Annotated in this window: 15 protein-coding genes; 10 read left to right on the top strand and 5 right to left on the bottom strand. The window is 46.2% G+C overall.

Translation table 11 applies throughout. The annotated features are described in order from the left end of the window. Positions 1–10: 10 nt before the first annotated feature. Positions 11–1,270, bottom strand: a complete 1,260-nt coding sequence (gene lhgD, locus VNE01S_RS01550; protein WP_053395606.1) for an L-2-hydroxyglutarate dehydrogenase — start codon at positions 1,268–1,270, stop codon at positions 11–13. A 105-nt stretch (positions 1,271–1,375) separates the two neighbouring features. After that, complete coding sequence (gene glaH, locus VNE01S_RS01545) at positions 1,376–2,335, bottom strand: glutarate dioxygenase GlaH (protein WP_053395607.1); 960 nt, start codon at positions 2,333–2,335, stop codon at positions 1,376–1,378. A gap of 173 nt (positions 2,336–2,508) precedes the next feature. Here glaH and VNE01S_RS01540 point away from each other — a divergent pair, with 173 nt between their 5' ends. The 8 genes from VNE01S_RS01540 to VNE01S_RS01505 all read left to right on the top strand — a co-directional run bounded on the left by VNE01S_RS01540 (position 2,509) and on the right by VNE01S_RS01505 (position 13,472). Beyond that, entirely contained in the window at positions 2,509–3,390 is an 882-nt protein-coding gene (locus VNE01S_RS01540; RefSeq protein WP_053395608.1) for a LysR family transcriptional regulator, read from the top strand. A gap of 127 nt (positions 3,391–3,517) precedes the next feature. Then, positions 3,518–4,837: an omega-aminotransferase AptA gene (aptA, locus tag VNE01S_RS01535; RefSeq protein WP_053395609.1), complete on the top strand. Its 1,320-nt coding sequence runs from the start codon at positions 3,518–3,520 to the stop codon at positions 4,835–4,837. A 226-nt stretch (positions 4,838–5,063) separates the two neighbouring features. Further along, positions 5,064–5,426 carry a VC1380 family protein gene (locus VNE01S_RS01530; RefSeq protein ID WP_053395610.1) on the top strand — a complete coding sequence of 121 codons (363 nt, stop codon included), beginning with the start codon at positions 5,064–5,066 and terminating at the stop codon, positions 5,424–5,426. A gap of 270 nt (positions 5,427–5,696) precedes the next feature. Then, positions 5,697–7,601, top strand: coding sequence for an alkaline phosphatase D family protein (locus VNE01S_RS01525; protein WP_053395611.1), 1,905 nt, complete (start codon positions 5,697–5,699; stop codon positions 7,599–7,601). Positions 7,602–7,677: 76 nt separating this feature from the next. After that, positions 7,678–8,133 carry a tellurite resistance TerB family protein gene (locus VNE01S_RS01520; RefSeq protein WP_053395612.1) on the top strand — a complete coding sequence of 152 codons (456 nt, stop codon included), beginning with the start codon at positions 7,678–7,680 and terminating at the stop codon, positions 8,131–8,133. Between the two features lie 219 nt (positions 8,134–8,352). After that, on the top strand, positions 8,353–9,102 hold the full coding sequence (locus tag VNE01S_RS01515; RefSeq protein WP_053395613.1) for a helix-turn-helix domain-containing protein: 750 nt from the start codon (positions 8,353–8,355) through the stop codon (positions 9,100–9,102). Between the two features lie 123 nt (positions 9,103–9,225). Beyond that, entirely contained in the window at positions 9,226–11,367 is a 2,142-nt protein-coding gene (locus tag VNE01S_RS01510) for a VIT and vWA domain-containing protein (protein WP_082331685.1), read from the top strand. A gap of 242 nt (positions 11,368–11,609) precedes the next feature. Further along, on the top strand, positions 11,610–13,472 hold the full coding sequence (locus VNE01S_RS01505; RefSeq protein WP_053395614.1) for an MFS transporter: 1,863 nt from the start codon (positions 11,610–11,612) through the stop codon (positions 13,470–13,472). Here the strand turns inward: VNE01S_RS01505 and VNE01S_RS19680 are convergent. The 3 genes from VNE01S_RS19680 to VNE01S_RS01495 all read right to left on the bottom strand — a co-directional run bounded on the left by VNE01S_RS19680 (position 13,455) and on the right by VNE01S_RS01495 (position 15,805). Further along, entirely contained in the window at positions 13,455–13,577 is a 123-nt protein-coding gene (locus VNE01S_RS19680) for a hypothetical protein (protein WP_281178076.1), read from the bottom strand. The genes VNE01S_RS01505 and VNE01S_RS19680 overlap by 18 nt on opposite strands. A gap of 80 nt (positions 13,578–13,657) precedes the next feature. Continuing rightward, entirely contained in the window at positions 13,658–14,188 is a 531-nt protein-coding gene (locus VNE01S_RS01500; protein ID WP_053395615.1) for a 3'-5' exonuclease, read from the bottom strand. Between the two features lie 87 nt (positions 14,189–14,275). Next, the gene (locus VNE01S_RS01495) at positions 14,276–15,805 is read right to left on the bottom strand and encodes a sensor domain-containing diguanylate cyclase (RefSeq protein ID WP_053395616.1); all 1,530 of its coding nucleotides are present in this window, start codon (positions 15,803–15,805) and stop codon (positions 14,276–14,278) included. Between the two features lie 317 nt (positions 15,806–16,122). On the opposite strand from VNE01S_RS01495, the gene VNE01S_RS01490 reads away from it, so the two are divergent. Both VNE01S_RS01490 and VNE01S_RS01485 read left to right on the top strand, forming a co-directional pair. Continuing rightward, on the top strand, positions 16,123–16,755 hold the full coding sequence (locus VNE01S_RS01490) for a DUF2760 domain-containing protein (protein ID WP_053395617.1): 633 nt from the start codon (positions 16,123–16,125) through the stop codon (positions 16,753–16,755). Then, entirely contained in the window at positions 16,755–18,677 is a 1,923-nt protein-coding gene (locus tag VNE01S_RS01485) for an Hsp70 family protein (RefSeq protein WP_053395618.1), read from the top strand. Before VNE01S_RS01490 ends, VNE01S_RS01485 begins: the two co-directional genes overlap by 1 nt. The last annotated feature ends 44 nt before the right edge of the window (positions 18,678–18,721 follow it).

Below are 18,721 nucleotides of genomic sequence, written 5' to 3'. Positions count from 1 at the left end.
TAGAAGAATATTACGCGACGTCGGCTACTTCTGAGTTGGCATTCTCAGCATTATCTAGTTGCTGTTTTTGCATGATCTTATCGCAAATGTAGCCACCAATTGGGATAGCAGAGGTTGCTGCCGGTGACGGCGCATTACATACATGGAGGCTACGCTCACTTTCAGCGAACAAAAAGTCATGCACTAAGGTGCCATCTTTCAATACCGCCTGCGCTCGAATACCTGCTGGGTATGATTCTAAGTCTTCTACTTTGATTTTTGGGCAGTACTTATTCACCAGCTTCAAGTAGCCTTGTTTCCACCAAGAGTTCTTCGTTTCAATCAGCCCCGTCTTCAAGTGCTTAGCCGACACTTTCCAAAAACCAGGAAAGCTCACCATGTCTAGCACATCACGCAGATTGAAGTTGATTTTGCCGTACCCTTCTCGTTTCCAGCCTTGCACTGCATTCGGACCAACGGTTACTGAACCATCAATCATACGCGTTAAGTGCACGCCCAAGAATGGCAAGTCTGGATCTGGGATTGGATAAATAAGGTGATTGACGATGTCATTATATTTAGCAGGCAAACGGTAGTACTCGCCGCGATAAGGGATGATCTGAAAATCCGTTTCAATCCCCATCATACGTGTCATTCGATCCGCCATTAAACCAGAGCACACAACTAAAAACTGGCCATGATACGCCAACGACTCTGAGCCGCGTGTTGCAGAAACCAAGACTTTCTCTGTGGTTTCAACTAGGTTGGTGACTTCCGCCCCCAACTGAATGGTGCCACCCGTTTCAACGAATTCTTCCGCCATTTTTTCGGTCACTTGGCGGTAATTCACAATGCTGGTTGTCGGTACAAAAATAGCGCCTAAGCCAACGATATTCGGCTCACGTTTTTTCAGTTCGTTTTGATCAATCAGCTCAACATCAAGCCCATTCTGATGACAACGCTCATACAGCGCCTGCATTCTTTCCACTTCTTGCGGCGAAGTAGCGACCAACAATTTACCGCAGTTTTCGACCGGAATATCGTGTTTCGCACAGAACTCGGTAGTCGCAGCAACGCCAGCTTTACAAAACTCTGCCTTCAAACTGCCCGGTGCATAATAAACACCAGCGTGAATCACACCGCTGTTGTGGCCTGTCTGGTGACGAGAAAATCCTGATTCTTTTTCAATCAACAGGATCGATTTATCTGGAAAGCGGCTTTGTAGTTGCCACGCGGTGGAGACACCTACGATCCCGCCACCAATTACTATGTAGTCGTATATTTTTTCCACGCTTACGTGCTCCTTCACTTTCTTTATTTTAGTTATAGCGAAACGGCTTCACCGACTTAAGCTGTAAAGCCGTTTGACTATAAGCCCCGCAAGCGAGGCTATTTACTAGCGAGTAAAGTGACCACGTTGACGCAGAAGTTCACGCTTCAAGCCTTCGTGGGCAACAAACTTGTCGCGGCCATGTAGCCAGCAGTGGTTTTGTACCACCAGCATGCTGCCGATATTCACGCGAACATTGATACAGTTAGTGTCGTTCTCCAAAGACTCGCCCATCTGGTGCAGGTACAGACCTTGTTGCATGTTTTGTGGCTGAGCAAATTGGTCAATGAACAGCATGTGTGGTTTGCCATTTTTGTCTTCTTCGAAGAACACTGGATGCTCGATGGTGTAACCGATGTTTTTGCTTGGTGGCGCGCCCCATACAATGTTTTGCTTCGCCATTGGGTGGTTGTAGAAACGATCCAGATCTTGCCAGTCATCAACGTGCAGCAGCAGTGAATCGCCCATTTGCATGTTTTTCTCGTCCATCTTCATCATCAATACGAAATCGGTACGCTCATTCACGTAAGTGCCGTCGTTGTGCAGTTCCATACGACGATGAGCCTGACGTAGGTAACTGTCACTGTTATCTTCGTTCTTCACGGTGAAACGTGCGTAGTATTTACCGTACATCGCGTCAAAGTTTGGAATACCGATTAAGTGTGAAATCGCCGTAGAAAGAACGACAAAGAATTCGCGCTGTTCATCGCTGTCTTCAAACGACGCGATAGCCTCTTCAGAAGGCTCTAGCAAAAATGCACCCGTTTCGCGATCTTCCATGGTTTCAACTAGGAATTTACCCAGTTGGTAGTCACACGCTTTGTCTAGCGCGTCTGCCACAGCGAAACGAAGGAACGGTTTGTATTCGATCGATTGAAGCGAGTAGTTTTGAATGAGATCAGAGAATGTATCCAAGGTTTCTTTTGCAAGAGTCACCACTTGTAAACGCGGGCTCTCTGGGTGCAAAGAGATAGTAAATCCGCAACGTTCTTCTACATTTTGATTAAAAACCTTAGCAATGTTCATTGTTTCACTTCCTTATTTGGCTTGGCAGCATAATTGCCTTTCACGTCATTTTGTTTTTGTTAAGCGAGTCGGCCCGACGCTTGAGTCAACAAAACTATAACGATTGTAGGAATATATTAACAATATATGGTATGTATAGTTTCCATATACAAAATAGATAGCGAGTCATCACGATGGATCTGAAGCGGCTACATTATTTCAACCAATTGGCCAAAACTGGCAACTTCACCAAAGCGGCCGATCAGCTGGGTATCGCGCAATCTGCGTTAAGCACGAGCATCAAAAAGTTAGAGCAGCAATTGGATTTAAAACTGATCAATCGCACTGAGCGACAAATGAGCCTGACCGCAGAAGGGCAAGTTTTACTGCGTCATGCGAAGATTATTTTGGAAGATGTCGAGCAAGCAGAAAAAGAGCTCCAAGAGCTTAAAGGCTTAACCCGTGGTGTGATCCATTTTGGCTCCCCAGCTATGCTGGCATCCTACTTTTTGCCGGATGCCTTAGAGCAATTCAAAAAAGCCTACCCAGGCATTCAGATTAAAATTCATGAAGCAGGTACTGCAACCCTGGCACAGATGCTTGTTAATGGTGAATTAGATTTGGCTTTGATTCGCGGCGATAGAGATCATGAACAAATTCGCCATACTCTGCTTGCAAAAGATCAGATTGCCGCCTGTGTACCGGCTGATCATCCGTTCGCGTCCCGCGCTAGCATCACACTGGAAGAGTTCTGCCAACAGCCTTTGGTACTGTTTAAAAATGGTTATTTTTTGCGTGAAACTGTTAACAGTTACTGCCAGCAATCTAAGCTACAACCCAATATTCACTTTGAGACCAACCTACCTGAGCTGCTCAAATCTATGGTGCGTCGCCACGTAGGTATTGGCACTTGCCTGCCCGTTTTGGTTGCCGATGATCCCGAGCTGAAAGCCATTCCTTTCGATCCCCCGATTCCTTTACAACTGGGCATTGGCTGGAAATCAAGTCACTACCTTTCCACCGCGGCAAAGGCATTTGTTCGTTTTTTGCAAGGAAAGCTAAACGACGCCCGGTAAAGCTTGTGGCCCCTGAAGGATAAAGTTTGATAGCGCTAAACCTTTATATTTATTCGCGATGATTTTACACATCCAACACTACAAATAACATCTCCGCAACATTAACCAACCATAGAGTTTGTGGATCATGGATAAAAAAGTCAGTTACGAAGCATTCTGGATGCCATTTACCGCTAATCGCGATTTCAAACAGAACCCACGCATCATCAATCGTGCTGAAGGCATGTATTGCTACACCGACCAAAACGTCGAAATGCTGGATGCAACGGCTGGTCTTTGGTGTGTGAACGCAGGTCACGGTCGTAAAGAGATCGGTGAAGCAATGGCCAAGCAAGTTGCAGAGCTAGACTACAGCTCACCGTTCAACTTTGGCCATGACATTGGTTTTGAATTCGCCGAGCGTTTAGTGAAATACACGCCACCAGGCCTGAACAAAGTATTCTTTACGAACTCAGGTTCTGAGGCAGTGGAAAGTGCGTTAAAAATTGCACTGGCTTACCAACAAGCAAAAGGTAACACAGGTAAATTCAAGCTAATCGGCCGCGAGCTAGGTTACCACGGCGTAAACTTTGGTGGCATTTCTGTCGGCGGTTTGACTCCTAACCGCAAAGGATTTGGCCCTTTACTGCAAACCGACCACCTAGACCACACGCTAGATATCGCGCGTAACGCGTTTAGCAAAGGCCTGCCAGAAAATGGCGTTGAAAAAGCAGAACAACTTGAGCGCTTAATTCAGTTCCACGGTGCGGAATCTGTCGCGGCTGTGATTGTAGAGCCAATTTCGGGTGCGGGTGGCGTAATCCTTCCACCAAAAGGTTACCTACGTCGTCTAAGAGAGATCTGTACTAAACACGATATCGTGCTGATTTTTGACGAAGTTATCACAGGCTGGGGACGTTTGGGCTCACCATTCGCATCTGAAGAATTTGATGTCATCCCAGATCTCATCACGTCAGCAAAAGGTATCAGCAGCGGTGTTGTACCTCTGGGCGCAGTATTTGTTCAAGACAAGATCTACGAAACAGTGGTCAACAATGCACCGGAAGGCGCGGTTGAATTCTTCCACGGCTACACTTACTCAGGCCATCCTGTCGCTTGTGCAGCAGGTTTAGCAACGCTTGATATCTATGAAAAAGAAGGGCTACTGACTCGTGGTAGTGGCGAGATTGGCCAGTACTTCGAAGACGGTCTTCACTCACTGAAAGGCATCGGCTCTATTGTTGATATCCGTAACTACGGTTTGATCGGTGCAGTACAATTTGCCGAAGCTTCGCACGGTAAACCAATCGGTTTCGATATTCTTAAGCGTTGTTACGACAAAGGCGTTATGGTACGTAGCATGGGTAACACCATTGCGCTATCGCCACCGCTTATCATCGAAAAAGAACACATCGATGTGATCATTGATACACTTGGTCAAGTTGCCAAAGAACTGCCTAGTGAATAAAACACCGTCTCTCTGATAACAAAGGTTCTAAGATTCGATCTTGGAACCTTTTCTATTTGTCCCTCTACTTATCTTACCAAGTCCCCTCTTCAATCAATTACTCGTTGAGAATTCTATTTTCTGCCCTCAATGACACATTTATTAATCAATTGAGCAGGTTAATACTTATGTTTAAGGGTCGTATGCCGTTAAAATAGGTAACGTCCTGTTCCTACATGAATCTACTGTGAAAGCGTCCGAACTAAAAACACTGCTGACTTCCCTACCCGACAACACCGACCCAGAGGTTGTGTGTGGTGAACTGTGGCTTCCAGAGCGGCTCACTCATACTCAGCTTGATGGCGAGCTACTGTTTTTGGAGTTTGATTCAGCACCCGAGGAAACTCAGGGGGAAGAAGAAGGCAGAGGATTTGTCGAGCATGAAATAGATATGATCCGCCAGCGCTTTGAGCAAATTCTGGAAGAGGACTCAGATACAAAGACAAAAGCAGATGCTATGCTAGCACTCTTCCTGATGGGCCATGAGCTGACAAGCTCAGAAGTCATCGAAATACTCGAGAACCCAGATATAGTAGAAGAAACTGACTGATTAGGGCCTGTTTACCTTTCGAGATGATTTTTGCAGCAGTTTGTGGGTTCTTTATACAAGGCAGAGGATTTGAAATGTAGTTGTTCTACCTGATAAGCCGATAACGCAGTAGAAAGGGACCACAAACGCTGCCCGAAGGGTTCGGCTAAAAGCGTTTTACTCTTTGTTGAGAGGTATTTTGCTTAGAATGACTAAGCTACAAACCTCTCGCCGCGATTAAAACGCTTTTATCTCGAACAAAAATTAACCACGAAAGATAAACAGACCCTAATGACCTCTAATACGATTCCTTTTCTTATCGCTGGCCCTGTTTTACGTAAAGCAACGTCCAATCAACTCGTGTTTTGGCTCGTCACTCGCGAGCCGTTAAAAGGAACGTTCCAACTTTATAAACAAGGTAACGACTCTGCGTTTTTCTCGGCTGACTTAAGTGAAGCGCAATCTATTCAGGTCGGCACACATGCATTCGTCACGTTAGCAAAATTTGAATCTGAATTTCCAACCAATGCAGCGTTGAACTACCAGTTTGATACTCAATTTGGTGACCTTACGCAGCTAACGCCGCATCTGCTTTATGGTGATGAAAAACGCTTGAGCATTACCATTTCTGACAAAGCGGATTACATCGTCCACGGTTCATGCCGAAACCCACATGACCCTTGCAAAGATGCGCTCGTCGTTGCCGACAAGAAAGTGGAAACCCAAGCACTGCACGAACGACCAGACTTATTAATGATGAGCGGCGATCAAATCTACGCCGATCACGTTGCCGGGCCGACTTTGGATGTCATTGACCAAGTCATCGACTTACTGGGTTTACCGAAAGAAAATTTCTCCGACAGCCCTGTTGCCGATTGCACAGAGCTTCGCTCGCACCCAGATTTCATCTATGGACGAGACAAGATATTGCCTCATTACGTCGATGACGGCAGTTTACTCAGCAAATTTTTTCCACATCGCCATGCGCCTATTTTTACCTCGACAGATTGCGAGAACCACTTAATTACTTTTTCTGAGTTTTTCGCCATGTACCTGCTGGTTTGGTCGCCAGAATTGTGGTCTTGCGTGAACCGTACACGTCTGCTCGACCAGGGCTTTGTGCATAATGGAAAGCAACTCGAACCTAAATGGCAGCAAAAGTGGCGTGAAGAGAAAAAACACATCGACGGTTTTGTCGCTGGGTTGCATCACACTCAACGTTTGCTGGCTCACATTCCGACTTACATGATTTTTGACGATCATGATGTGACTGATGATTGGAACCTCACCATAGGGTGGGAAAAAGCGGCGTATGAGAACCCTTTCTCAAAACGCATTATTGGTAATGGTTTGCTGTCTTACTGGCTTTGTCAGGGCTGGGGAAATGAACCTGACAACTTTAACCAAGAATTTTTAACGCTGGCTGACACTTACTTTGCAGACCCGAGCTGCGAGTCACAGGATGCTTTTATTCAACACTTGTACACGTTTGAAAAATGGCATTACACCATTCATACCTCGCCCAAAGTCGTGGTGCTGGATACTCGTACAAGGCGCTGGCGCTCCGAATCGCGCATGAATAAGCCTTCGGGGTTAATGGATTGGGAAGCGATGATAGAGTTTCATCAAGAGCTGATGCACCAAGATAAAGTGATCATTGTTTCTGCTGCGCCAATATTTGGTGTGAAGTTTATTGAAGCCCTGCAACGTGCCATGACCAGTCTAGGCTACCCTCTGGTGGTGGATGCAGAAAACTGGATGGCGCATCCAGGCAGTGCCAATACTCTGCTGAGTATTTTTACCCACACCAAAACCCCAACCAATTTTGTGATTCTCTCTGGCGATGTGCACTACTCATTCGCTTACGACATCAAACTCAGGTTTAGAAAGTGCAGCCCAAACATCTTTCAGATCACCTGCAGTGGCATCAAAAATAACTTTCCCGAGCCTCTATTGGGCTTTTGCGACCATGCGGACCGTCTGCTTTATTCACCGCGCTCATTGCTTAACTTTTTCACCAAGCGTAAGCGAATGAAGATTAAAAAACGCAAACCGAACACATCAGGTGCTCGCAAGCTCGTTAACGCGAGTGCGGTTGGTGAATTAAGGTTAGATCCGCAAGGTAAACCGCAGCGCGTATCCATACTCACTGCAGAAGGTCAGGAAATCGATTTTCCACCGATAGAAGAAAAGTAAGCATTGTGTAAATCCCCTTGTGATCTGCCCTATCAATCGCTATCTATTAATAAGACGTTTTTCTGAGGGCAATCATATGGTCAACACCATCACTAAATTATTTAAACAGTTACTAGATGGAAAGGATTTAAGCAATCACTCAACCACAGATCCGAATCTGGCTATTGCTTGCCTACTGTCAGAAGTCGCAGGCGCGGATTACCAAATAGATGACTCTGAAACAAAGGCCAAAAACTACCTGCTGTGTAAGTTACTCAATATTGATGAAGCAGCAGCGCAAACTCTATTATCACGAGCTCATCACATAAATAAAGAGTCCGCTTCGCTGTATGACTTTACGTCACAGCTAAGGGAATTGAGCCAAGAAACACGATTTTCAGTGATTCAGGCCATGTGGCAGGTTGCCCATGCTGACGGGGAAATAGACCCGCTTGAAGATGCCGTGATTCGTAAAACGGCAGAGCTGTTGTATGTGGATCACAGTGAATTTATTCGAGCCAAACTGGCGGTCATCGACAAAACAAAGCCTTAGTTGACGGATTTTACGGACCCAAATACCACACCCCAAAAGCCCAAAGGGAGCCTTCAAGCTTCCTTTTCCCTCTTCCAACGCACCTATGCGGTTTGCACATACCCAAGTCTTGCACCCCATCACAACAGAATGATTCAGAGATAAAACTCCCCACTAAATCTCAACTTGGAAATCGATTTCATATAGACTGCAAAAAAGCCTATAGAAATCCAATTTACCATGTCAGAAAGCCAACAACTCATTAAGCAACTGAAAAAGCAGTTAAAACTGCGTGATATACAATATGTCGACATTGCCAACCACTTAGAGCTAAGCGAAGGTTCCGTAAAACGTCTTTTGGCGTCGGGCACTCAAATCAGTCTCGAGAGATTAAGCAAAATCTGCGACCTTATTGGGATGGAAATGTCGGAGCTATTTGCGTTAGTGGCGCAAGACAGCAAAACACTGCAAGGATTAACATTCGACCAAGAAAAGCAAATCGTTGATGATAAAGTGCTGCTGATGGTGGCGGTTTGCGTTATGAATGGCTTCTTGTTTGATGAAATTCTTGCCCGATACCCACTCGGTCAAACCACCCTTATTCAAAAGCTGGCAGAACTTGATCGCTTAGGCATCATTGAATTGCAACCTGGGAACCGAGTAAAGCTGATGCTCTCACCAGATTTTAACTGGATTGCTGGCGGCCCCATTCAAACCTTTTTCCTCAACGACGTGCTTTCCGAATTTTTCCGTAGTTACTTTAATCGCCAAGATGAGAAGTTAGTTTTGGCAACGGGTTTAATGACGCCACTCACTAACCAAAAGTTCCAACAAAGATTACAAAGGCTGGTCGATGAATTTTACTCCGCTTGTCATGATGACAAACAGCTGGGTATTGATGAGCGGAACGGCACGTCCCTTGTGGTGGCATTGCGACGTTGGCATTTCGACTTATTTGACCAAATTAATAACACAACCAGCACTGAGTAACATAAGAAATCACTTCTAGTCGCTCATTATGTTACTTAGACAATAACCCTACGCCTCCCGCTCCGTGTGTTGCATCCTAGCCCTCTCTAGAATGAGGTCTAACCACTTAGGAACGGAGGCAACATGGACCATAACCCACTAAGCCAATTAAAAAGCAATGTGCGTCGCGTTATCGACCTTGCATGCAGCTTTGTCCTGATCATATTTGCCGTTCTGATCAGCCCTAACCTTTTTGCAGCGGGCTTACTCAAGCCAAGCGATGCTCAATATCAATCACTGACTATTGAGACTCACCACGTCGATGTCGTCATTCAAGACGGCATAGCAACCACGACTATTGAACAAACCTTTGCAAACCCTAACGATCATCAGTTGGAAGCGCTATACACCTTCCCTGTTCCTGAGAAAGCTGTCGTTGGCGAGTTCATTTATTGGATTAATGGCCAACCTGTCATTGCCGAAGCGGTAAAAAAACAGCAAGCCCGCCAAATTTATAATGATCAGAAGGCTCAAGGTCGCTCTACTGCACTCACGGAGAAAGACGGCTATAAAGCATTCTCTATGCGTGTTTTCCCAGTATTGCCAAATCAAAGTGTCAAAGTTCGACTGGTCTACTTGCAAGACGCGATCCTTGATCACGGCGTCGGACGTTATGTTTACCCAATGGAAGAAGGCGGCACCGATGCAGCGGCAGACTCGTTTTGGACTCGTAATGACCGCGTTGAACAAGATTTCAGTTTCACCATGACCTTAAAGTCTGGCTACCCAGTGGATGGCGTGCGACTACCTTCTCACCCTAAGGCCCTGCTGTCTCATAGCCCTGATGGTGAACATACCATTTGGAGTGCGCAACTTGGCAATCTCAGCACAAACGTTGACGGTAACGCGGGAATTGAAGGAAGTGATAAAAGTGGCATCGCACAACCCTCTAACGTAAGCAACGCACCTGCTTTCAACTTAAATCAAGACATCGTAGCTTACTGGCGACTTGCTGAGGGCGTACCAGGCCGAGTAGACATGCTGGCTTACCGCGATCCTCAAGAAAGTGACCGAGGTACCGTTAAAATCACATTCACTCCAGGCGATGATCTCAGTGCCATCACGCAACCAAGAGACTGGGTATTTATTCTCGACCGTTCTGGCTCAATGCAAGGCAAGTACGCAACGTTGGCCGAAGGCGTAAAAAAAGCCCTACATAAACTGCCAACGCAAGACAGGTTCCAAATCATTATGTTTGATGACAGCGTGGTTGACATTACCAACGGCTATCAAGCGGTCACTCCTGAGCGAGTTAACCAAGCTATTGAAAAAATTAACACACTCGGTGTCGGTGGAGGAACCAACCTATATGCGGGCCTGAAGAAAGGACTAAGAAACTTAGACGACGACCGAGTTACCGGTGTGGTTCTGGTCACCGATGGCGTTGCCAATGTGGGGACAACAGAGAAAAGTGCCTTCTTGAAGTTAGTCGAACAAGCCGATGTGCGTCTATTTACCTTCATCATGGGTAACAGCGCCAATCGCCCACTGCTTGAACCTATGACTAAGATCAGTGACGGTTTTGCTGCCAGTGTTTCAAACTCCGACGACATCATGGGTCACTTGATGAATGCCACCAGCAAGCTTAATCATCATGCTTACCGAGATATTGAGCTCAAGGTGAACGGAGCAAAGATTAAAGATTTAACGCCTCAAGATATTCGCTCTCTATACCGTGGTGAACAACTGACCGTACTCGGCCATTACTTCAAACCGGGCCAAGCGGAGTTAACGCTCTCGATGAAAATCGCTGGACAAGAGAAACAGTACACAACCGAAGTCACGTTACCTGAAAAAGCGACAGAGCACCCAGAACTGGAACGTATTTGGGCATTCTCCGCGATTCGCGACCTTGAAGAGACTATGAATTACTTTGAACATAAAGATTCAGACTCACAACAAGCCATCGAAGACATAGCCTTAGAGTACGGTTTGCTCACCGATTACACTTCATTGCTTGTGGTTGAAGAGCAAGTGTTTGAAGAGCTGGGGATTGAGCGCCGTAATCAACAACGCGTTGAAAAGGAACAACAAGCACGCCAACAACGTGAGTCAGCCCCAACGGAATCGCGTCGTGCCGACAAAGGCCAGCCAATGTTCAATGACCCTGCACCTTCTCATTCAGGTGGAGGTAGTGGCGGCGGCAGTATTGGATGGTTATCACTACTTGGCTTTATCGGTTTGGCGTGGGTAAGACGTACGCCGAAGAAAAATAAGACCCAGTAAATTCACTGAAACACATTCGCCAAACACTTTGACGAGACAGCAACCACTCATGGGGCAAAGATAGGATTCCCTGCCCCATGAGTGAAACCGGACAACTTGGAGGTTATCATGAAATTTCTACCTAAATCGCAGCCCTCACATCGTTATCCCGCAGGTTAACAAACCGATTCAGAGCCATGCCCTTTAAGACTATGCCCCTTAAGACTGGCCCCTTAATCATTCAATAAGTTAAAGAGATCATTATGTTTACTTCTCGACGATTTTTGCCTTATTTCATCACCCAATGTCTTGGGGCACTGAACGACAATGTTTACAAAAACATCTTGCTGCTGATGGTGACTTATCAAAGTGTCGAAATGCTACCACTGCCCGCGCCGATTTTTGTGAATTTAGCAGCAGGGCTGTTTATCTTACCCTTTGTGCTGTTTTCAGCTCATGCTGGTCACGTCGCAGATAATATGGATAAGGCCAAATTGATCCGCCTATTGAAGTCGATTGAGGTAATCGTGATGACATGCGCTGCACTGGCCATTTTTACGCAAAATTATTGGGCAATGCTGGCTTTACTGCTACTTACTGGAACGCAATCCGCTTACTTTGGCCCTGTTAAATATGCACTATTACCTCAAGCGCTAAAAAGCAAAGAGTTGGTCTCGGGGAATGCTTGGGTGGAGATGGGGACCTTTATCTCGATTTTACTGGGCACGATCAGTGCGGGGGTATTATTGTCTCTGGCACACGGTCAGCTTCTTGCAGGACTGCTCATTTTTACTTTATCTCTTTTGGGCTGGTTAAGTAGTTTAGCGATCCCCTCGCTACCCAGCCTGAATGGCGAGAAAACAACCGCGTTTAAATGGCATCGCGGCACTCAAGAGACCATCCGTATTGGTCAACAAAACCGTGGGGTATGGATGGCGATTTTGGCTATCAGTTGGTTTTGGTTCTTAGGGGCAACCTATCTCACCCAATTTCCAAACTTTGCTAAACAGCACCTAATGGCCGATGGCACTGTGGTATCGATACTCTTGGCGCTTTTCTCGATTGGTATCGCTTTTGGTTCTTGGGTCTGTGAAAAGCTCTCTTTCAAACAAGTTGAGTTGGGTATCTTACCTTTTGGGATTTTAGGTTTAACGCTCTTTGGTTTAGATATGCTTCACGCTCTCCCTTCACTGCCGCAAGTCAGTGCTGGTGAGCAATGGCAAGCGTTAGACTTCATCCAACATCAACCACATTGGCGTTTAATGTTCGATCTGTTCATGGTGGGCGTGAGTGGCGGCATCTTCATTGTTCCACTTTATGCTTACATTCAATCCAGAGCAAAAGCTGAGCAACGTGCACGCACCATTGCTGCCAACAATATAATGAATGCCTTGTTTATGGTGATTTCCGCTGGATTTGCTATTGCTGGGTTCACTTATCTAGAGTGGAGTGTTGTCGATCTCTTCTTGGCGATTTCCATCATAAACTTGGTTGTTGCAGTGTTTGTTTATCTTCAAGTGCCTGAGTTTACGCTGCGCTTTATCAGTTATTTATTGAGCTACTGCCTGTATCGCGTTCGAATCAGTGGCAGAGATCAGATCCCTGACGCTGGTGGCGTGCTATTAGTCGCAAACCACGTCAGTTATGTGGATGCACTGATACTCATGGGGGTGTCTCCAAGGCCCGTTCGCTTTGTCATGCATAAAGGGATCAGTGAGATACCTGTACTAAAATATGGCTTTCGCCATGCCAATGTGATCCCTATCTGCTCACCTAAACAATGCCAAGAGACTTATAAGCAAGCGTTTGAATCGATTAACGATGCGTTAGATAACGGAGAGGTAGTGTGTATCTTTCCTGAAGGGAGCATCACTCGACATGGTGAAGTGAATACCTTTCGTCCTGGGGTTGAAAAAATCCTCGCCAACCGCCCAGTGCCTGTCATTCCTATCGGAATTAATGGACTTTGGGGATCGTTTTTCAGTCATCAGGACGGCCATGCATTCACCAAACGCCCTAAACGCTTTTGGTCACGTATTCACATTAAGGTAGGCGAACAAGTCGATGGTGCAGAAACCAATCGAGCGGATCTTCAGCAACGGGTGGAATTACTTACGCAAAATTAAAACGACGACTGGCAGCATCGCAGGCACCGTCATACCAGCCTCATCTACAACCAACAGGTCGCTGAGCAAATAGACCACTTCATCCAGCATGATCAATTCAAGCATTAGAGAGACAGTTAAAAAGCAAAAAGGGAGCACTCGCTCCCTTTTCAATGGTTCCAATTGGACTTGCTATAGATAGAAGACTAAAGTATGGCGAGGGCTAACTTAGCCAAATTGTACGCATCCACATAACCTGAATGCTGTCGCCCTTCCCATTCTATATTTTCGTTTTCTTGAGCCGCTCGGTGGCCAATTCGCTTGTCTTTCAGGCGATGCTGTATGCGGTATAACGTCGCTAAGTTGATGAACTCTTTAAATGGCATTTCGATGCCTTTGTCTTCGCACTCTTTGGCCAGCACGACGTCATCTCGTCCCCAAGATGCATAGATCTTATTCGCACCACCAAAGTTTTTGATCATCGACTTCAATACGTCTTGCAGTGGGCGACCTTGCTTTTCAATTTTGCGCGGAGTGATGCCCGTCAATTGTGAACAAAATAACGAGACTTCATCTTTCTCTGGTTTAACGTAGTACTGGGCACGTTTAACGATTTCACCTTTTACAAGGTCAATCTCAGCTAAACCTATTTCAATGATTTCACCAGTTGTCCCTACGCCGTTTTCATTCCAGCAACACATCTCTAGATCAAAACAAACTACACGGTTATGGTTCATCACTCGCCTTTAATTGGATTATTCGAAAGAGCGGAATTCTACCTTAGAACAAAATACAATTCGAATTTTGCGCCGCTGACTGACTAGTTATTCTGCAACCGACACTTGATTACGCCCTGCATTTTTACTTCTGTACAATTGAACATCCACTTTTTGCAACGCATCTTCTTCGTTTTCTGTCGTGCGAATGATGCCGCCGATACTCAAGGTGCATTTTACCGTATGTTCACCACACTCCAATTGCGAGCTTTCTACCGCCTCACCGATACGACGTAAATAGTCATAAAAGGCGCCTCTATCAGACTGGCTAGATAAGATGGCAAATTCATCGCCGCCAGTACGGATAAACATATCGCCCGGTTCTAGGTGCTTCTCCACCACTCTAGCGACGTGAATCAACATTTCATCACCAACGACATGCCCGAAGCTATCATTGATATTCTTGAAGTTATCAACATCAAAAGCGGCTAAGCCAAATTCTTGTTTACCGATAATATTCCGGTGAAGCTGTTCGCTAAACGCGCGGCGATTGAAAAGCCCGGTCAGAGAGTCATGATTGACGAGGAACTGTAGCTCTTGGGTACGTTCGTCCAGCAATATAGAGAGATGTTCTTTCTCTCGCACTTGCAAGAAAACAACATAAGCAAACAGACAAGCCACGGCTAATCCGCCAATGGCCACACTTTTCAAAACCAACAAATCATTGTTCGTCATCCTTTCGACCAACTTGAACTCAATCACCCATTCTCGATTCGGTAAGGTCACCGTTTTGCTGATCAGCATTCCGTCGCTGTGCGCAAAACCGTCGCTCTCATAAAGGGTAGGATCGTCCTCGGCATCAAACCCCAAATCCGTCACTTTAATCAGTAATTCTTGCTCAGCCGACGTGCGCGTAACCAAATTATCGAAGTAACGCGTGGTTCTGATGACCCCGACCACCACACCAATCAGATCCTGATTCGATTCCAGATCAAACACTGGGTGGTAAACCAATAAACCCGTTTTCTTTAACGACTGATCCAGTCCGTCCTGTAGCAACCTTACTTTGTCAGAAACACTCGGCTCCCCTGTCGCCCGTATTCCATCCACAACCAGTTGAAATCGTAAACGAGCTGAATAGAAGCCTAACAAATTCATATTGGTTTCGGTTCTGGGATAAATATCCGAAGCAACATAAATGGGTTCATTATTTGGCATGATATAGCCCAGCGTTTTCGGGCCATCTTTGGGAACGGTGTAAAGGGTAAAGCTAGGAAAGGTTTGTTTCATTTTGGCAACGTGCGCCGCCAAGTTATCTTTTTCAATTTTTGGCAGCCATTGGAGGCCAATCAAGGTTTCAGACGAGGCAATTAGCTTTTTCGCAAAGACAGGAAATGTGCCCCAATTTTCCGGTTTAGTCGAATGGAAATAATTCGCCCCAGCGCCAATGGAATGAAGGTCACTAGCCAGTATCTGCCGAAGGTTTTCCGCCCGTTGTTCGGCATGATTATCAAACAAGTCGACCGTATATTTAAGTTGAGAGAGATAAGCTGAGTAAAGTAATACCACCGTGACCATCAATACGGAGAGGAAAGCTACGATGGGATAAACAAACTTCTTATTGGCGGATAATTGCATACTTATTACTTCAGCCCTTTTAGATCGCTGCGCGGTTATCTTATCTGCATATTATCAATAACATAAGGGTTTGCATGTGTTCCTTGACCAAAACCTTACAAACATCTCGTTAACGTACACTTTACGTACTAAATACGGATAAAAACACATCAATCAAGCGTTCAGCTGACTGATTAAATACGATTTCTAGCAGCGTGAACCATTGAATGTGTTACTATTCGCCCCAATTTATCATAATAATTTGGCTTCAAATGCCCTTGAAAGCCAATGCAGAGATGAGCCAATCTCTCCTGAATTGTAACTATAAGAGAAATGTCATGACGTTCGATTTACAAATGATCCCTCAAACGTTCGATATGCTACATGCTGGCCTGACCGCATCTAGCGTTCTTTTACTGCTGATTGCGGTTTCTCGCAAATCTAAAGTTGTTGAGAAAGTGGTAGAAAAACCAGTCGAGAAGATCGTTGAAGTAGAAAAGCCTGTCGAAAAAATCGTTGAAGTTGAGAAAGTTGTCGAAGTTGAAAAAGTAGTTGAAAAAGTGGTGGAAGTTGAATCGAAACTTGCAACTGCTTCGACCGATTCTGCAATGCAGCTACTTTCTATTATGCAGCAAGAAGCGCGCCTAATTGATTTCCTACAAGAAGACCTAACTTCATTCTCTGACGAAGAAGTAGGCGCAGCGGCTCGTGTTATTCACACTGGCGGCCAAAAAGTACTTAAAGACTACGTGACGCTAGAGCACATCCGCAACGAAGATGAAGAAACTCGTATCACTGTAGCAGAAGGCTTTAATCCTCAAGAAGTTCGCCTAACAGGTAACGTAACTGGCAGCGCACCATTTAACGGCACTCTGGTTCACAAAGGCTGGAAAGCAAGCGCGATGAACCTGCCTAAACTAGCAGAAAACTACGATGCATCTGTGATTGCTCCAGCAGAGGTAGAACTGTAATGGAACATGCACAAACCGAAAACCAAGCACCTAAATTTAGCGTCGGTATCGATTTAGGTACTACGCATTGTGTGTTGTCTTACGTAGACACAGCTAATGAAGATGCGCGTGTTGAAGTGATGCCAATCCCGCAACTTACCGCGCCAGGCACGGTAGAAACGCGCAGCCAACTTGGCTCATTCCTATACCAGCCACACGAACATGAGATGGATCCTTCTTCTCGCGTTTTACCTTGGTCTTCAGAGCCAAGAGCGTTGGTTGGTGCGATTGCGCGTAACCTTGGTTCAAAAACACCGATTCGCTTAGTAGCAAGTGCGAAATCTTGGCTTTGCCACGGTGGTGTTAACCGCCGCGATGCATTCCTACCAGCGGGTAGCCCAGAAGAAGTAGAAAAAGTATCACCACTGCGCGCAACTGAGCTGTACCTAGAGCACCTAAAAGACGCTTGGAATCATACACACCCGCATCACCCTCTTGCCGAGCAAGATGTGACGATCACGGTACCTGCATCCTTTGATCCAGCAGCGCGTGATCTTACCGCAGAAGCAGCCCGAAATGTTGGTTTTGTCCATCTAACACTGTTAGAAGAGCCGCAAGCCGCACTTTACAACTGGATTGATAACAGCGACGACAAATGGCGCGACGAAGTATCGGTGGGCGACATTGTATTGGTTGTCGATATTGGTGGCGGTACAACTGACCTTTCTTTGGTTGAAGTAACCGAAGACGACGGTAACCTGACGCTTAACCGTATTGCAGTAGGTGAACATATCCTACTTGGCGGCGATAACATGGATTTAGCGCTGGCTTACCGCTTGAAAATGAAACTCGCGCAAGACGGTAAAGAGCTGGCGCCGTGGCAAGTTCAAGCGATGACTCATGCGTGCCGTGATGCGAAAGAAGCGCTTCTGAACGACAGTGAACTGCAATCTGTGCCAATCGTGGTACCAAGCCGTGGCTCAAAGCTACTAGGTGCGACACTAAAAACAGAACTCACACAAGAAGAAGTGCAGCAAACTCTGGTTGATGGTTTCTTCCCGAAAGTGGCGGTGAGCGAGCACCCTGTGCAACGTAACCGTGGTGCATTGACCCAAATGGGCCTACCTTACGCGCAAGATGCGGGCATCACTCGTCATATTGCGGCTTTCCTGTCTAAACAAGCAAACGCTCAGGGCGGCGACGCGGCACAAGCACAGGATTTCAATCCATTCGCCAACATGCCTGGTATGCCGGGTGGCGAGTCAGCTCCTGCGGCTGACTTCATCAAACCTACTGCTATCTTGTTTAACGGTGGTGTTCTGAAATCGTCACTACTGGCAGAGCGTTTAGAAGAAACCATCAACGAATGGTTGATCGACGCTGACACAGAAATGGCGACGCGCCTGACAGGTGTTGACCTAGACCTAGCGGTTGCAAGCGGTGCGTCTTACTACGGCTCTGTTCGTCGTGGTCAAGGTGTTCGTATCCGCGGTGGTATTGCATCAAGCTACTATGTGGGTATTGAAAGTGCGATGCCAGCCATTCCTGGTATGGCTCCTCCTATGGAAGCGCTTTGTGTGGCTCCGTTTGGTATGGAAGAAGGCTCTAGCGTCGAAGTACCAAGTCAAGAGTTTGGTTTGATCATCGGTCAACCTGTGAACTTCCAATTCTTTGGCTCCACCGTTCGCCGCGAAGATGCGGCTGGTACGCACCTCGATCACTGGGGCCAAGACGAGCTAGAAGAACTACCAGAAATTCAGGTAACACTGCCTGTCTCTGAAGGCCGTCGTGAAGGTGAAGTTGTTCCTGTAACACTCGCTTCTCGCGTTACTGAACTCGGTACACTGTACCTAGAAGCAATCGCAGCAGACAACGGTCAGAAATGGCACGTTGAGTTTGATGTGCGCGAAGACAGTAAAAACGACTTAAACGAACAAGAATAATGAAAACAAACGGCATCCTAATCGGGTGCCGTTTTTTGATAAGG

It is taken from the genome of Vibrio nereis NBRC 15637, assembly GCF_001591105.1.
In the GTDB taxonomy this organism is placed as follows: Bacteria; Pseudomonadota; Gammaproteobacteria; order Enterobacterales; family Vibrionaceae; genus Vibrio; species Vibrio nereis.
This window is presented reverse-complemented; position numbering and strand designations above follow the sequence as displayed.

Bases quoted from the DNA above. Each gene is read 5' to 3' on its own strand.
- VNE01S_RS01495 (WP_053395616.1), bottom strand. From the start codon at position 15,805: ATGCAATTATCCGCCAATAAGAAGTTTGTTTATCCCATCGTAGCTTTC.
- VNE01S_RS01510 (WP_082331685.1), top strand. From the start codon at position 9,226: ATGGACCATAACCCACTAAGCCAATTAAAAAGCAATGTGCGTCGCGTT.
- VNE01S_RS01540 (WP_053395608.1), top strand. From the start codon at position 2,509: ATGGATCTGAAGCGGCTACATTATTTCAACCAATTGGCCAAAACTGGC.
- VNE01S_RS19680 (WP_281178076.1), bottom strand. From the start codon at position 13,577: ATGCTTGAATTGATCATGCTGGATGAAGTGGTCTATTTGCTCAGCGAC.
- VNE01S_RS01525 (WP_053395611.1), top strand. From the start codon at position 5,697: ATGACCTCTAATACGATTCCTTTTCTTATCGCTGGCCCTGTTTTACGT.
- VNE01S_RS01505 (WP_053395614.1), top strand. From the start codon at position 11,610: ATGTTTACTTCTCGACGATTTTTGCCTTATTTCATCACCCAATGTCTT.
- VNE01S_RS01490 (WP_053395617.1), top strand. From the start codon at position 16,123: ATGACGTTCGATTTACAAATGATCCCTCAAACGTTCGATATGCTACAT.
- glaH (WP_053395607.1), bottom strand. From the start codon at position 2,335: ATGAACATTGCTAAGGTTTTTAATCAAAATGTAGAAGAACGTTGCGGA.
- VNE01S_RS01520 (WP_053395612.1), top strand. From the start codon at position 7,678: ATGGTCAACACCATCACTAAATTATTTAAACAGTTACTAGATGGAAAG.
- aptA (WP_053395609.1), top strand. From the start codon at position 3,518: ATGGATAAAAAAGTCAGTTACGAAGCATTCTGGATGCCATTTACCGCT.
- VNE01S_RS01500 (WP_053395615.1), bottom strand. From the start codon at position 14,188: ATGAACCATAACCGTGTAGTTTGTTTTGATCTAGAGATGTGTTGCTGG.
- VNE01S_RS01515 (WP_053395613.1), top strand. From the start codon at position 8,353: ATGTCAGAAAGCCAACAACTCATTAAGCAACTGAAAAAGCAGTTAAAA.
- VNE01S_RS01485 (WP_053395618.1), top strand. From the start codon at position 16,755: ATGGAACATGCACAAACCGAAAACCAAGCACCTAAATTTAGCGTCGGT.